Raw genomic sequence first — 13,988 nt, forward strand, 5'->3', positions numbered from 1 at the left:
GTCATGGGTGGGGCCGCACGTCGACCACGGGGATGGGGGAGGTGGCCTTCGGCTCGGCCTCCCGCTTCGCGAGGATGGACGCACTGACAGGCCCCACCAGCAGGCTCCCCAGCCAGAAGAAGAAGCCGAGCGTGGGGTAGAGCAGCTCGAGTTGCCGGGTCGGGCTGACACCCTCGTCCGCGGGGATGGAGTGGAAGTACCAGGACAAGGAGGAGAGCCCGACGAGCACCGCGAGGAAGCCTGTCCAGAAGGCCCCTCGATACCGGCCCATCAACAGCAGGAGGAGCGTGACGGCCAGCAAGGGGTTCGCGAACCAGCCCCCTTGCATCACGAACACGCCCAACCAGCCGGTGAGCAGGAGCGTTACACCCGACATCGTGTCCTCTTGCTTCGTCGCGGTGTTGTACAGGACGAGGGCGGGCAGGGCGCAGCTGACGATGAAGAGGACCGTCGACACGACCGCGGCGCTCGTCCGGGTCAACCAGGGCTTGGCGGCAGGAGCCATCGGAGCGTCATCTGAAGGAGGTGCCATGGGTCGCGGATGATAGGGGAAACCCGGTCGACGTGGCGAACGGAGGCTTCCCCAGCGGTCTGGCCATCGACTCGACGAACCGCACGCTGTACGGGTCCGACTTCAACGGCAGCCGGGTGATGAGCGCCGGGCTGGACGGCAGCCATCCCACGCAGGTGGTAGGCGGTATCAACAGGCCGTCCGCCCTCGGGTTCGATGTCCCGAATGGCAAGGCGTAGGTCGTCACTACAACAACAGGACTCCCCTGGTGACGAACCCGACGACGGTGCATGGGATTGCCAGCGATGTCGCGGCTGGTCGGCTGTACTTCGCGGATGGGCTGGGGACCCGGATCCGGCCTGTGGCTGGCATGGAGGCCCGCGCCGTGGTCTGGTGCCACGACGGTCGCCCTCCGTCGTCCTGAGAGGACTTCACGCATGAATCATCCCGAGCATGGCGAAGCGAGGAGCCTCGAGGAGCTCATCCAGGTTGCCCTGGAGGGGGACGAAGAGGATGCGCGCGCCTGGGAGGCCATCCGGGCCCTGCATGCGCGGGGGACGCGTGACGTGCTGGACGCGGCCCTTGGGCTGCTCGGGTCCTCCTCCGCGAAGGCGCGGGGGCGCGGCGTGGACATCCTGGGCCAGCTCGGCGCTGGAAACCCGGTCTTCCAAACGGAGCGTGGGGACGCGCTGGTGGACCTGCTCCGGCGGGAGCGGGAGCCCGAGGTCCTCCTCTCCGCCGGGGTTGCCTTGAGCCACCTGGTGGAGCCCCGCGCCCTGGCCGTGCTCGTCGCGCTGGCAGGTCATCCCTCGGCCGAGGCGCGGTATGGCGCGGCGCATGGATTGGCGGTCCTGGATGCGCCGGAGGCGGTGGAGGCGCTCATCCGCCTGTCGGCCGACGAGGACCGCGATGTCCGGGACTGGGCGACGTTCGGGCTGGGGACGCTCATGGAGGCGCGTGACACGCCGGAGCTGCGGGACGCGCTCGTGGCGCGCCTCGGGGATGAGGACCCGGAGATTGTCGGGGAGGCGCTGGTGGGACTGGCGACTCGCAAGGATGCTCGCGCGGTCCAGCCCGTGCGCGCCGCGCTGAGGGGCGAGAGGGTGATGGTCTATGCGCTCGAGGCCGCCGCGGCCCTGGGCGACCCGAGCTTCCATCCGCTGCTGCTCGCCCTACGTGATGTCGGTGGCCCCGCGGAGGGCTACTTCCGGAGCGTCCTCGAGGAGGTCATCTCCCGGTTCGGGCAGGAGCCGGCTTGAGGGGCGTCACGGACAGAATGCCGGCAGGCTCGCCCGGAGGGCCGTGAGCTCGCTGAGCGAGTCGTTCATGGCGTTGATATCGGCGACGGTCGGAATCACCAGCGGCAAGCCCGCCTGGACCCGGACGATGGCGCCTCGCATGTCACCCTGCGTCTGCAACTGGACCGCGACCTCGGTGTCGACGTTGAAGGCCTCGGCGATGACCTCGGCGTCGAAGCCGGAGAAGATGTTCATGGCCGTGGCATTGACAGTCAATGATGCGAGGTCGCTGGTGGCCTGCAGGAGGTTGAGAGGACTCGGAGTGGCGACCGCCGTGAGCGTGGAGGCGACCGAGGCCTGTGCCGAGCCTACGTAGTTGTCGACCACGGTGAGCCACGTGCCCGCGGTCGAGTTCGCCGAAACGCACTGCTGGGCCTGAGCTGGCGCGACATGGAGGACCACGGCGAGCACGGCGACGGACCACCCGCTCAAACGAGAGGACATGTCTGGATTCTCCTGGGAGTTGCTGCTGGGTGACGACGAAACTCTCGCCTCGTCGTCACGCGGGCGTCAATCAATGCCAGTCATCCAGGAGGAGTGACTGTGTCTCCGTGGACACAGTCATTGGACGTTCCGCCACCCTCGCTCAGAAGATGCCTTGTCCCGGGGTGAGGACGTGGTCCGGGTCGTAGCGTCGCTTCGCGTGCGCGAACCGCTCCCAGTGGGGATGGAAGTGTCGGCGCCAGTCGGCGGGGCTCAAGGGCACGGCATCCACGGGGTAGATCTTCCCGCCGAGGGCCGTGAGCCGGTCGACGATGGCGCGGTTCTTCTGCACCAGGGCCGCGACGTTCTCGGGCGTCGGGGGAATCGCGGTGCGCAGCAGCGAGAAGAGGAAGACGTGTCTGTCGTTGGGCGTCCGCAGGAAGGGCGTGGTCAGCGCCGAGGCGCGGAAGGGGTAGAGGAGGATGGGCCCCTGTCCCATGTCGGCGTCGGTGGTCTGCGCGAGGACCTCCTGGACGAACTCCTCGGCGCACCGGGCGGGGACGAACATGTCCAGCCAGGGGTGGGGAAAACCCCAGACGCCGAGCTGCTTGAGCAGCTCGATCAGCGGCGCGAGCCGGTTGGCGAAGTCGAAGTAGCTGCCGTCCGTCACCTGGAGCGTCCCCGGTTGGAAGCGCAGGCCCGCGAGCAGCCGCGAGTCCTGGGGCTCCGAGCCCGGGGTGAAGTACTTCACCACCTCGAGCTGATACGCCCGGCCTCCGTTGGAGGAGACGACGGAGCCCTCGACGTAGTCGAAGCGGCCGTCCTCGATGAGCCGCCGCTGGTCCTCGAGGAAGCGGTGGAGGTCGTCGTACAGCGCGAGGTAGGTCCGGGCGCGGGGCTGCACGTCGACGAGCCGAACCCGGGCTCGCACGATGATGCCGAACTGGCCCAGGCCCGAGCGCACGGCGTCGAACAGGGGCCGCTCGCGCCAGCGTGAGCACCGCACGAGCTCGCCCCGGCCCGTGACGACGTCCAGCTCCAGGACGTTGTCCACCTGGAGACCCCAGCGGAACGCCTGTCCGCCGATGCCTCCCGCCGACAGCGTCCCGCCGATGCTCAGCTCGATGTAATCGGTCAGCACCGGGGGACTCTTGCCGCTGGGGAGCGAGGCCTGGAGCAGCTCGTGCCACCGGACGCCCGCATCCACCCAGGCGCTGTCCTGGTCCAGCTCGTGGATGGTGGCCAGCGCGGACATGTCGACGACGATGCCCGCTGGCACCTGGGACTGGCCGAAGGTGCTGTGGCTCTCACCCAGGCCGCGCGCGGCGGCGATCTTCAGCCCCTGGCGGCGCGCGAAGCGGACCATGGCCACGATGTCCTTCACCGAGCCGGGCACGAGCACCGCCCACGGCGTGTGGTGCCGGATGTGACCGAAGTCGTCCGAGGCCGCGGTCCGCGACGCTTCGTCCAGCAACAGCTCGCCATCGAGAGGGGGCAGGGGGACCGCGCCGGCCTCCGGCGTGGAGGCCCAGCTGCGGCTCATGGGATTGAACGCGACCGCCACCAACGCACCTTGGAGCAACGTCCTCCGGGACACCGTTCGACTCGACATTCACGCCTCCTTCGATGTCGGAGACTTCTAGCCCGGCGTTGTCCTGCCCAACAATTGCCCTCGCTTCGCGGTCTCCATCGCATGGGATGCACTGCGCCAGTCCCGTGCGACCATCACGTCGATGGCGGGCGGGCACTCGTGCGCCGCATCGGTGCGCGTGCATGGCGCTCGGTGACCTTGCCCGGATATGGGGACTGGACATAGGTTCAGTCCATGGCAGAGCTGCGCTCCATTCCCCTGGGCGAGGGTCATGAGGTCCTGGTGGGGCAGTTGCCTCGCGAGCTCGTGCCCTCGGACGAGGCCTTCGAGGACCTCTGGACGCTCCATCCCGTGGAGTTCCATGAGATACAGATTCATGGCCGCCGGGTCCGCACGCCCAGGTGGCAGCAGGCCTACGGCGCGGACTACCACTACACGGGGCGCGTCAACCGCGCCCTGCCCCTCACTCCGTCGATGGAGCGCTGGCTGCAGTGGGCGCGCTCCGAGTTCGACGCGCGCCTCAATGGCCTGTTGTTGAACTGGTACGAAGGCGCGGAGGACCACTACATCGGCAAGCATCGCGACAGCGATGTCCAGCGCATCGAGGGCACCCCCATCGTCACGCTCTCCTTCGGGCAACAGCGCGCGTTCCGCATGCGGCCCTGGAAGGGGGAGGGCTTCATCGACATCCCCGCGGTGAACGGGGGCGTCATCGTGATTCCGTGGGCGACGAACCGGGCCTTCACGCACGAGGTCCCTCCCTCCGCGCAGGCGCGCGGGCGGAGGATTTCGGTGACGATTCGCGCCTTCAGCGCTTGAGTCCCGGGCGCGACGTCACGTGTCCGCGCAGAGGCCCTGCTCCTGCGCCAGCAGGATGAGCTTGGCCCGGCTGGGCACGGCCAGCTTGGCGTAGACGCGCTTCAGGTGCGTCTTCAAGGTGTTCAGCGAGCTGTCCAGGTCGTCCGCGATGGTCTGGTTGTCCCAGCCATTCAAGACACGCTCCACCACGTCCATCTCGCGCGGCGTCAGGCGCTTGCGCCACTCCGCGGGAGCCTGCGCCCCGTGCCGCACCTCCTGGAAGATCATCGCCCACGGCATCCTCCCCGACTGCCCCGGCAACCGCAGGAAGGTCACCTTCAAGCTCCTCCCCGGGCGCCGGAAGGTCAGCACGTCCTGTCCGGAGAGCTGCTGGGGGCCGGAGCGACGGAGCCCCTCCAGCGCGTCCAGCAGCACCTGCGGCAGGCCGAAGCGGCCACAGGGCGCGTCCGGGAACCAGCGATGCAGCAGCGCCGTGGAGCGGGGCGTGCGCATCAGCTCGGTGGTGGGCGGGCTCAACACGATGCTGTCGAGCCCCGTGTGCCGGAAGAGCTGCTCCAGGAGGTCGCCCTGGTGCGCCAGGTCTTCCAGCATGCGGCAATTGCGCACGGTCCTCGCCAGGATGGGCGTCAGGCGCTGGAGGAAGGCGCGCTCCTTCTCCGTGAAGGCCTTCCGGGTCTCCCGGTACAGCGTGAAGCCGCTGTGCCAGCCCAGGCCCATGTCCATCAACACGGACAACACCCGCTCCACCGGCATGTGCATCTCCCGGCAGTACGCATACATGGCGCTGTCCTGCATCTGGCGGCGCGACAGCATCTCGGTGTCCCGCAGCACGGTGTTGGGCCGCCGAATCACCGCGGAGCTCACGAAACACTCGTCTGAAATCTCCGGGTAGCGGTCGAAGAAGACCTGCGGCATGTCCTGGACCATCGGCCAGTCGTATTGGCCGGGCGCCCCCGGATTGGACACACACAGCCCTCCGAAGTCCGCCGCCAGCACGCGTGACAGAATCCGGTGGGACTCCGAGAAGGCTTCCTTCAGGTCGAGCGAGCTGCTCAACGCCGTCATCACCTCCAGGAGCACCTGCTCCCCCTGCATGGAACCCGGCTGACGCTTCACGCGCATGACCTTGTCTCCCCGGTGGCTTCGAGTGTCGGCACGACGTCCGGGGGGATTTCTACCATGCGCGGCAACGACAGCCTTTCTCACGCCCCCTGGGTTCGGAGGGCGTCACCCCGATGGGTGATGCCGGCGCTCGACGGCCCTCCCGTATGTTTCTCGAGCCCGTTCGCGTGTCTGTCCATTCGCTGGAGGTCCCATGTCCCCGCAGCCGTGCTGGATTCGTCTCACGTCGAGGATGTCATTGCTCGCGCTCCTGGCCGCCCTGAGCGCCGTCACCTGGAGCGCGCCGGCCCAGGCGCGAACGCCCGGAGGCATCATCGGCGTCGGGTATTACGGCCATCATGGCCCGCCGCCGTGGGTGGACGCGGCGTGCCGGTTCACGGCGGTCCACAAGCCCTGTGTCTGCGCACTCCCCGCCGTCGCCCCGCTCAATGAGACCCTGGGCTGCTCGAACACGAGCCAGGCGTGGGCCGACCTGGATGCCAAGAACACCTGCACCCGGCTCTGTACGCATCCGGCGAACAACCCGTCCGGCGACGGCGGCACCGTGGCGCGCCCCGGGGGCTCGGCGGACGGCGAGGTCCTGTTCCGGGGCTCCGGCGCCGTGAGGCGCCTGCAGACGGGCGGCTATCTTGGGTTCGTCCCGTACAGCGAGGCGCCTCTCGGGTACGGCCTGGACGTGGCGTGGGTGGCCTCGGCGGTCGTGGAGGCCACCACCGTGCCCTGGGTCTTCCTGGAGGACCTGGGCCCGGCCATCCAGTGGGATGATTCGAAGGGGAGCGCCGCCTTCGTCCAGGCCTACTCGAGCGAGCGCGGCGCGCCCCAGCCCATCGGGACCTGCCGCCACGCGCTGCAGGTCTCCTGTCCGCTGACGGACGTGAAGCTCGGTGACCGCCTCCAGGTCTGCTCGGGGCAGAGCGAGGAGGACGCGAAGCGCATCGCCCAGACGAGCTGCGCGCCGCTGCGCTACGAGGCGCTGAGCCGCTCCTGGAGTCCCTGGGCCCTGTATGGCGCCCCTTCGGAGCAGCCGCATCGCGCGCCCTCCGCGACCGTCGTCGCCGTGGGGCCCGGGCAGTTCCTGGGCTACGTCCCGTCCAGTCTCCAGGTCGTGGGCTTCCACGAGGACTGGACCCGGCTGTCCGAGGCGCTGCTGGAGCGCACCGACGGCACCACCGTGTGGCTCGCCGGCCCGGCGGAGTTCTACGCCCCCAAGGCCGAGTGAGTCCCGAGCGGTTCAGCGCGGCGCGCACCGTGAGCATCCGGACACCGCGCTTCGGCGCCCGCGTGGCACACTCACGTGATGACTCGTTACGCGCTCCTGCTCCGTGGTGTGAATGTGGGCACGAAGAACAGCCTGCCGATGGCCGAGCTGCGCGCGATGCTGTCGCGGCTCGGCTGCGGCGACGTGAAGACCTACGTGCAGAGCGGCAACGCGGTGTTCACCACGAAGCTCGGCGTGGCGGAGCTCACCAAGGGCATCGAGGAGGCGCTGGAGCTGTTCATGGGGCGGCCCATCTCCACGACGCTGCGGACGCTGAAGCAGCTGCAAGCCGTCGTCGACGGCAACCCGTTCGCGGACGTGGCGACGAACCCCTCCTCCCTGTGCGTGACGTTCCTCTCGGTCGCGCCGACGAAGGCGGAGCTGGCGCCCCTGCATGCCCAGGACTGGGGGCCGGAGCTGTTCCAGGTCGCGGGCAAGGAGATCTACTCCTGGTACCCGAACGGCCAGGGGAAGAGCGCGCTGGCGGTCGCGCTGGGGAAGCTGGCCTTGCGCGGCACGGTCACGACGCGCAACTGGAACACCGTGCTGAAACTCCTGGAGCTGCTCGACTAGGCTCCAAGGCCCTCCATGGCCATCGACTTCATGGTCCTGCCTCTCAGCCGCTACATCGTCGGTGATTTCATCACCCCGGCGATGCGCTCCGCGTGGGCGAGCGGCGTCCCGTACTCCGTCATCGGGCCGGAGGGTGCCCGGCAGCTTCCGGAAGGTCTGCCATTCGGTGGCCCTGAGGCGCCGGTTCGTCGCGCCAGGGTCATCGACATGTTGGTGGAGGCCCTGCGGCAGTTCCCTGGCGCCACGTCAGACGCGCTGTGGGACGAGCGCTCCCGCAGGAGAGGCGAGGGCGACCGCGTCCATGTGGCCGCCATGCTGTTCCTCCCCCGCGACTTCGAGGCGACCTTCGAGATGACGACGCCGCTGCGGCGCCTCACCGGTTCGACGCCCCGGGCCCTGGCGGCACTGGAACGGATGCACTGGCCCGACAACGCGAAGGCCGCGGTCGACAGCCTCCGCGCCGCGCTTGTGGACTCCCGGGACCACCAGGTGCCGATGCTCGTGGACTGGTGAGGGTCAGGCCCGAGGGGAGGGGAAAGGGACGTCGTCGGCTCAGGGCGAGGCGGACGTGGGCCGCGACGGGGCCTCCGCCCGGGGCTCGCGGTGGTACACCTTGGCCACGATGCGCCACCTGCCGTCCACCTTGAGCAGGGAGATGTAGTCGATGAAGTCCCACTTCGCCGTGCGCGCGGACACCTTGACGACGGCCGCGCTGCCGGTGACGTCCACCTGGAGCACCGAGTCCTCGCCCTCCGCCGACGTGCCTGGAGAAGTCTTCGGCGAGTGGCGTCCACGCCCGGTGAGCCGCCATGGGGGTCGGTGAGCGGGGGCGCTGGACCGACAGGGGGGCGCCGGTGAAGCCGCGCCTGCTGCTTCCGAGCAGGCGGACCCGTGGGGCCTGCTTCTCGGGGACTCCTGGATAGGTCATGATTCTCCTTCCCCCTTGTCGTGAAGGAGTCGCCATGCAAGCCAAGCGTCTGGTCGTTTCCCTGTTCGCGATGTGCAGCCTGTCCCTGGTGGCCTGCGGTGGTGGAGCCGAGTCCGAGGTCGACGCGCCGGAGGGCGAGGTGATGGCGAGCACGGAGCAGGGCATCGGCATCCCGCCCAACTGCCCGAACAACGACCTCATCTACTGGTTCGAGAACATCCGTGCCTGTGTGGTGAAGTGCGGCGCCTCGCGCATCCAGGCCACCCCCGCCACGCAGTACGCCGGCTGTCAGTCGAACCTGCCCGCCACGCGCACGCTCATCAACGTGAACTACTGCATCCCCGGCTGCGACCTGCAGTAGCCCGTGCGTCCCAGGGCCGGGACACTGGCTGTGCGCCGTGTCCCGGTGGCCCTCGGGCCGGGCCGTTGTGTCGAGTGGCGCGTTTGTCCGTGCGACCTGCACCGCCGGGCTCCGTTATGGGGGCAGCACCCCACCGGGTTTCTCCGGCCCTGGGGGGCTTCTTCCTGTGAGGGGGCTTGTGAAGCACCAACGCGTTCGTTCGTACCCGAGACTTCCGTCCGTTCCCTGGCTGCGCACCCTGCTGCTCTGCGTGGCCCTGGCCGCGTGTGGAGGAGGGGAGGACAAGAAACCACCCGCGCCTCCTCCTCCGGCCAACACGGCCCCGTCCGGGCATGACGACCTGCTCGCGACCGATGAGGACACCGCCCTGGTGATTCCGGGCGCGTCGCTCGTGTCCAACGACGTCGACGCGGACGGCGACTCGCTGACCGTGACGGCCGTCGGCAAGGCGACCCATGGCGGCGTGACGCTGGTGGGCGGCACCGTCACCTTCACCCCGGAGGCGGACTTCTTCGGAACCGCGACGTTCGAGTACACGGTGGGGGATGGCCGCCTGACGGACACCGCGCGGGTCACCGTCACGGTCAACGCCGTGAACGATGCCCCTGTCGCCGTGGCGGACAGCGCGAGCACCGACGAGGATGTCGCGCTCGTCGTCCCCGCGGCCACGCTCGTCGCCAATGACACGGACGTGGATGGGGACACGCTCTGGGTGGCGGGCGTCGGCGCCGCGACGCATGGCACCGTGACGCTCGCGGATGGCAACGTCACCTTCACCCCGGAGGCGAACCACCACGGGAGCGCCAGCTTCGAGTACACGGTCAGCGACGGGCTGTTGACGCACACCGCGACGGTGGCCGTCACGGTCCGCTCCGTGGAAGACGCTCCGGTCGCCGTCGCCGACACCGTGTACGCCCGGAGGAATACCTCGCGGTACATCAAGGTCGAGGAGCTCACCGCGAATGACGACATGGGCGATGGCTTCCTGCTCAACCTCGCTGGCGTGGGCTCGGCGGTCCATTGCACCGTGAAGATCGACGGCGGGATGATCGACTTCAGGCCGGAGGCGGACTTCACCGGGTCGGCGACGTTCCACTACACGGTCAGGAATCTGGCCGGAACCACCAGCGCGAGCGTGACCGTCATCGTGGGCGAGGCGCCCGTGGCCGTCGACGATACCGTGAGCACCCTCGAGGACACCGTGCTGGTCATCCCGACCGCCACGCTCGTCGCGAATGACATCGACGTCGACACCGACGACCTCCTGGTGGAGGGCGTCTACTCGGCCACGAATGGCACCGTGAAGCTGGAGGGGCAGAACGTCATCTTCACGCCGGCGGTGGACTTCTTCGGGACGGCGACGTTCAGGTATGAGGTCTCCGACCGGGCCAGCTTCAGCTTCGGGACGGTGAGCGTCACCGTCAACCCGGTCAACGACGCCCCCGTGGTGGTCGCGGATTCAGCGGTGGCCAGTGTGGACGTCGCGCTGCGCGTCCCCGTGGCGACGCTGCTCTTCAACGACCGTGACGTGGAGGCAGACGCGCTGGCGGTGACGGGAGTCTCGAACGCGCGCAACGGCACGGTCGAGCTCGTCGGGGACGCCGTGCGATTCACGCCCGCGTCGGGCTTCGTGGGCGCCGCCGGCTTCGACTACCAGGTGGCCGACACCCACGGCGCCACCAGCACCGGCTCGGTCGACGTGCGCGTGCGTGGCTACGCGGTGAAGTCCGTCTTCGCCGGGGTGGGGACCACGTGCGCGGTCTTCACGGATGGACGGCTCAAGTGCTGGGGTGAGAACAGCAAGGGGCAGCTGGGGCTCGAGCACACCGACAACCGAGGGGGGGGCCGTGGCTTCAACCTGATGAGCAACCTCCCCTTCGTCAACATGGGTTCGGACGCGCGGGCGGCGATGATGGGCCTGGGAATGGGCTTCGGCTGCGCGCTCCTCGAGGGAGGCTCGGTCAAGTGCTGGGGTGACAACGCGCAGGGCCAGCTGGGGCTCGGCGACACGCGGCGCCGCGGAGACGGCCCTGGCGAGATGGGCGACGCGTTGCCCCGGCTGGACCTGGGCGCGGGGCGGACCGCGAAGACGCTCGTCAGCGGGCTGAATCACCTGTGCGCCATCCTCGATGATGGGGCGGTCAAGTGCTGGGGTGACAACGGGAATGGCCGGCTGGGGCTCGGCGATACGGAGCACCGCGGAGATGGCCCGGGGGAGATGGGCAACGCGCTGCCTGCCGTGAGCCTCGGCACGGGGCGGACCGCGAAGGCGCTCGCCGCGGGAGGTCGTCACACGTGCGCGCTCCTGGATGACGGCTCGGTCAAGTGCTGGGGCGATAACAACTGGGGCGAGCTGGGGCTCGGTGACACGGCGGAGCGCGGAGATGGCCCGGGCGAGATGGGCGACGCGCTGCCTCGGGTGAACCTGGGCACGGGGAGGACCGCGAAGGCGATTGCCGCCCGTGAGTTCTCCACGTGCGCGCTCCTGGATGATGGCTCCATCAAGTGCTGGGGCGGCAACCAGTATGGCGCGCTCGGCCTCGGCGACAAGGTGCACCGGGGAGACAACGCGGGTGAGATGGGAGACGCCTTGCCGCGAGTCGACCTGGGGACGGGGCGGACCGCGAAGGCGCTCACCGTTGGCGGCATCTACACCTGCGCGCTCCTGGATGACGGCTCCGTCAAGTGCTGGGGCGGCGGCTCCTGGGGGCAGCTCGGGTCCGGCGACTGGAACGACCGTGGAGGCGCGCCGGGCGAGATGGGCGAGGCACTGCCCCGGGTGAACCTGGGCGCGGGTCGCGCCGTGACGTCCCTCGTGGCGGGCTACCACCACACGTGCGCCACCTTCGATGAGGGCAGCGTCAAGTGCTGGGGCGGCAACGCCAGCGGGGAGCTGGGGCTCGACGATGAGGACCACCGCGGAGACAACCCGGGCGAGATGGGCGAGGCCCTCCCGCCCGTCGAGCTGTAGTCACACGAGGACGGCGCGGACGGGCGGGGCTTGCCCGTCCGCGCTCCCTCGCGCCCGTCAGTAGTCGGGGTGCTCGATGTCCGCGAGCAACGCCGGGCCGGTGGGGTTCCATCCCAGCACGGCCCGCGTGCGCTCGCTCGAGCCCGGCATGTCGGCCAGGGCGAAGTCCGCGAGCCAGCCGAAGTGCTCGCGGCCGCGCGGCTCGACCGGCACGCCCAGGCGGCGGCCGATGACCCGCGCGATGTCTCGCAGGGCGACGCCTTGCTCCGCGATGGCGTGATAGACGCGCTCGCCCACGCCGTGCTCCAGCGCCAGCCGATACAGCCGGCCCGCATCCGATACGTGCACGGCGGACCAGCGATTCGTCCCCTCACCCAGGTACGCCGACACACCCTTCTCGCGCGCCAGCTGAATCAGGAAGGGCACGAAGCCGTGGTCTCCCACGCCATGGACGGAGGGCGGCAGCCGCACCGTGGCCACGCGGACGCCGCGCTCGGCCAGCTGGATGGCCGAGGCCTCCGAGCGGCGCGGATAGTCGGGGCGGTCGACCGGCAGGTCGGCCTCGGTGGGGACGCGGCCGGGCGCCAGCCTCGCCATGCCGGACGTCACCAGCAGCGGCTTGTCCGTGCCGGCCAGGGCTTCACCCAGTACCTCGATGGCGCGCTGGTCCTGTCTGGCGTTGTCGGCGAACTTCGAGAAGTCGTGATTGAAGGCCAGGTGGATGACCGCATCGGACTGCCTGGCCGCGTCAGCCAGCTCCCCCAGGTCGTCCAGGGTGGCGCGCAGCACCCGGGCGCCGGTCCGCGCCAGTCCCGCTGCCTTGTCCTCCGAGCGGGCGAGCCCCAGCACCTGGTGCCCGGCCCCCAGCAGCTCCTGGACCACGCGCGAGCCGACCCACCCCGTGGCTCCGGTCACGAACACGTTCATGTGCACCTCCTGTTTGCGTGAGAGGCAGGCACTGTGGGCGCGTTCTTCATCCTGTTAAAGTCGAGAGCTTATCCAGGTATGGCGACCAACAGGATGGGCGTATGGCCAACGAGACTCCACTGGGTGCCTATTTGAGGGAGCGGCGGACCCGGCTCGACCCGATTGCGTTGGGCTATCCGGCCGGGCGGCGGCGCACGGCGGGGTTGCGGCGCGAGGAGGTGGCGCAGCGGGCCCACATCAGCCCCACCTGGTACAGCTGGCTGGAGCAGGGCCGGGGCGGCGCGCCCTCGGCGCAGGTGTTGGACCGCCTGGCGCAGGCGTTGATGCTGACCGACGTCGAGCGCGAGCACCTGTTCCTGTTGGGGCTGGGGCGGCCACCGGAGGTGCGGTACCGGCCCGTCGAGGGCGTCACACCGCGCTTGCAGCGCGTGCTGGATGCGATGGGCGTCTGCCCGGCGATGGTCCACACCGCGACGTGGGACATCGTGGCCTGGAATCGCGCCGCGACCGTGGTCCTGTCCGACTACGGCACGCTGCCGCCGGACCGCCGCAACGTGTTGCGCCAGATATTCCTGAACCCGAAGGCGCGCGAGCTCAACTTCGATTGGGAGTCGGTGGCGCGGTTCGTGGTCGGTGTGTTCCGCGGCCACGCGGCGCGCGCCGGGGCGGCCCAGACGGTGCAGCCGCTGGTCGACGAGCTGTGCCGGGACAGCCCGGAGTTCGCGGCGATGTGGCGCGAGAACGACGTGAGGTCCTTCGGCGAGGGCGTGAAGCGGCTGCGCCACCCCGTGCTGGGTGCCCTCACGCTGGAGTACTCGTCGTTCGCCGTGGATGGCCGGCCCGACCTGGCCATGCTCGTCTACAACCCGATGGAGGAGGCGGACGCGGTGAAGATTCGCGGGTTGATGGAGGGCCGGGGCGCATAGGGGCTTTGCGCAAGGGCCTCACGCGAAGCGCAGGCCCGAGAGCTGCTCCGACTCGTGCCACGACCGTCGGGCGGCCGCCTCGTCCCTGGCGCGCGGGGGCACCTTCGCGTCAGCGGGCAGGCCCCGCGTCTCTCCGAGGTTCCTCGGGCCGTGGTAGCGAGCGGGTTGATGGGCGTGCTCTCGCCCCTCGCGCGAGGACTCGCGCCACGCTGAGCGAGGTTCGGGCAGGGCCGAAACCTGCGCGACTCCCGCTTCACCTCGCGAGGTCCGTGGAAACCCA

15 protein-coding genes are annotated in these 13,988 nt (G+C 69.7%); 9 read left to right on the plus strand and 6 right to left on the minus strand.

All coding sequences use genetic code 11. From position 1 onward, the window contains the following. Position 1: 1 nt before the first annotated feature. Positions 2–457, minus strand: coding sequence for a hypothetical protein (locus K8640_RS30705; protein WP_141331995.1), 456 nt, complete (start codon positions 455–457; stop codon positions 2–4). A 107-nt stretch (positions 458–564) separates the two neighbouring features. On the opposite strand from K8640_RS30705, the gene K8640_RS30710 reads away from it, so the two are divergent. Together K8640_RS30710 and K8640_RS30715 are read left to right on the plus strand one after the other, a co-directional pair. Next, positions 565–750, plus strand: a complete 186-nt coding sequence (locus tag K8640_RS30710) for a hypothetical protein (protein WP_223750325.1) — start codon at positions 565–567, stop codon at positions 748–750. Positions 751–948: 198 nt separating this feature from the next. After that, complete coding sequence (locus tag K8640_RS30715; RefSeq protein ID WP_223750326.1) at positions 949–1,770, plus strand: HEAT repeat domain-containing protein; 822 nt, start codon at positions 949–951, stop codon at positions 1,768–1,770. Positions 1,771–1,776: 6 nt separating this feature from the next. Here K8640_RS30715 and K8640_RS30720 read toward each other — a convergent pair whose 3' ends face one another. Continuing rightward, positions 1,777–2,220: a hypothetical protein gene (locus tag K8640_RS30720; protein WP_223750327.1), complete on the minus strand. Its 444-nt coding sequence runs from the start codon at positions 2,218–2,220 to the stop codon at positions 1,777–1,779. A 175-nt stretch (positions 2,221–2,395) separates the two neighbouring features. Next, the gene (locus tag K8640_RS30725; protein ID WP_223750328.1) at positions 2,396–3,844 is read right to left on the minus strand and encodes an FAD-binding protein; all 1,449 of its coding nucleotides are present in this window, start codon (positions 3,842–3,844) and stop codon (positions 2,396–2,398) included. A gap of 213 nt (positions 3,845–4,057) precedes the next feature. On the opposite strand from K8640_RS30725, the gene K8640_RS30730 reads away from it, so the two are divergent. Then, complete coding sequence (locus tag K8640_RS30730; protein WP_223750329.1) at positions 4,058–4,642, plus strand: alpha-ketoglutarate-dependent dioxygenase AlkB; 585 nt, start codon at positions 4,058–4,060, stop codon at positions 4,640–4,642. A 15-nt stretch (positions 4,643–4,657) separates the two neighbouring features. On the opposite strand, the gene K8640_RS30735 is transcribed toward K8640_RS30730, so the two are convergent. Beyond that, complete coding sequence (locus tag K8640_RS30735; RefSeq protein ID WP_223750330.1) at positions 4,658–5,764, minus strand: LuxR C-terminal-related transcriptional regulator; 1,107 nt, start codon at positions 5,762–5,764, stop codon at positions 4,658–4,660. 193 nt (positions 5,765–5,957) lie between these two features. On the opposite strand from K8640_RS30735, the gene K8640_RS30740 reads away from it, so the two are divergent. The 3 genes from K8640_RS30740 (at position 5,958) to K8640_RS30750 (ending at position 8,108) form a co-directional block, all read left to right on the plus strand. Continuing rightward, positions 5,958–6,983, plus strand: coding sequence for a hypothetical protein (locus K8640_RS30740; RefSeq protein ID WP_223750331.1), 1,026 nt, complete (start codon positions 5,958–5,960; stop codon positions 6,981–6,983). A 78-nt stretch (positions 6,984–7,061) separates the two neighbouring features. After that, positions 7,062–7,595 (plus strand): DUF1697 domain-containing protein, encoded by a 534-nt coding sequence (locus tag K8640_RS30745; protein ID WP_223750361.1) that lies wholly within the window; start codon positions 7,062–7,064, stop codon positions 7,593–7,595. A gap of 15 nt (positions 7,596–7,610) precedes the next feature. After that, positions 7,611–8,108 carry a hypothetical protein gene (locus tag K8640_RS30750; RefSeq protein WP_223750332.1) on the plus strand — a complete coding sequence of 166 codons (498 nt, stop codon included), beginning with the start codon at positions 7,611–7,613 and terminating at the stop codon, positions 8,106–8,108. 39 nt (positions 8,109–8,147) lie between these two features. Here the strand turns inward: K8640_RS30750 and K8640_RS43305 are convergent, their stop codons facing one another. Next, a complete protein-coding gene (locus K8640_RS43305; protein ID WP_223750362.1) occupies positions 8,148–8,516 on the minus strand; it encodes a nuclear transport factor 2 family protein in 369 nt (122 codons plus the stop codon). Positions 8,517–8,557: 41 nt separating this feature from the next. Between K8640_RS43305 and K8640_RS30760 the strand changes: the two genes are divergently transcribed. After that, entirely contained in the window at positions 8,558–8,884 is a 327-nt protein-coding gene (locus K8640_RS30760) for a hypothetical protein (protein ID WP_223750333.1), read from the plus strand. A gap of 178 nt (positions 8,885–9,062) precedes the next feature. Beyond that, the gene (locus K8640_RS30765; protein ID WP_223750334.1) at positions 9,063–11,855 is read left to right on the plus strand and encodes a cadherin-like domain-containing protein; all 2,793 of its coding nucleotides are present in this window, start codon (positions 9,063–9,065) and stop codon (positions 11,853–11,855) included. Positions 11,856–11,912: 57 nt separating this feature from the next. On the opposite strand, the gene K8640_RS30770 is transcribed toward K8640_RS30765, so the two are convergent. After that, the gene (locus K8640_RS30770; protein ID WP_223750335.1) at positions 11,913–12,782 is read right to left on the minus strand and encodes an SDR family oxidoreductase; all 870 of its coding nucleotides are present in this window, start codon (positions 12,780–12,782) and stop codon (positions 11,913–11,915) included. A gap of 101 nt (positions 12,783–12,883) precedes the next feature. Here K8640_RS30770 and K8640_RS30775 point away from each other — a divergent pair, with 101 nt between their 5' ends. After that, a complete protein-coding gene (locus tag K8640_RS30775; RefSeq protein ID WP_223750336.1) occupies positions 12,884–13,708 on the plus strand; it encodes a helix-turn-helix transcriptional regulator in 825 nt (274 codons plus the stop codon). The last annotated feature ends 280 nt before the right edge of the window (positions 13,709–13,988 follow it).

This window comes from Myxococcus sp. XM-1-1-1 (genome assembly GCF_020037095.1).
Classification (GTDB): Bacteria; Myxococcota; Myxococcia; order Myxococcales; family Myxococcaceae; genus Myxococcus; species Myxococcus fulvus.

What these genes read in the sequence shown, in the direction of transcription:
- K8640_RS30715 (WP_223750326.1), top strand. Translation starts at nt 949, where the DNA reads ATGAATCATCCCGAGCATGGCGAAGCGAGGAGCCTCGAGGAGCTCATC.
- K8640_RS30725 (WP_223750328.1), bottom strand. Translation starts at nt 3,844, where the DNA reads ATGTCGAGTCGAACGGTGTCCCGGAGGACGTTGCTCCAAGGTGCGTTG.
- K8640_RS30730 (WP_223750329.1), top strand. Translation starts at nt 4,058, where the DNA reads ATGGCAGAGCTGCGCTCCATTCCCCTGGGCGAGGGTCATGAGGTCCTG.
- K8640_RS30735 (WP_223750330.1), bottom strand. Translation starts at nt 5,764, where the DNA reads ATGCGCGTGAAGCGTCAGCCGGGTTCCATGCAGGGGGAGCAGGTGCTC.
- K8640_RS30740 (WP_223750331.1), top strand. Translation starts at nt 5,958, where the DNA reads ATGTCCCCGCAGCCGTGCTGGATTCGTCTCACGTCGAGGATGTCATTG.
- K8640_RS30745 (WP_223750361.1), top strand. Translation starts at nt 7,062, where the DNA reads ATGACTCGTTACGCGCTCCTGCTCCGTGGTGTGAATGTGGGCACGAAG.
- K8640_RS30750 (WP_223750332.1), top strand. Translation starts at nt 7,611, where the DNA reads ATGGCCATCGACTTCATGGTCCTGCCTCTCAGCCGCTACATCGTCGGT.
- K8640_RS30760 (WP_223750333.1), top strand. Translation starts at nt 8,558, where the DNA reads ATGCAAGCCAAGCGTCTGGTCGTTTCCCTGTTCGCGATGTGCAGCCTG.
- K8640_RS30770 (WP_223750335.1), bottom strand. Translation starts at nt 12,782, where the DNA reads ATGAACGTGTTCGTGACCGGAGCCACGGGGTGGGTCGGCTCGCGCGTG.
- K8640_RS30775 (WP_223750336.1), top strand. Translation starts at nt 12,884, where the DNA reads ATGGCCAACGAGACTCCACTGGGTGCCTATTTGAGGGAGCGGCGGACC.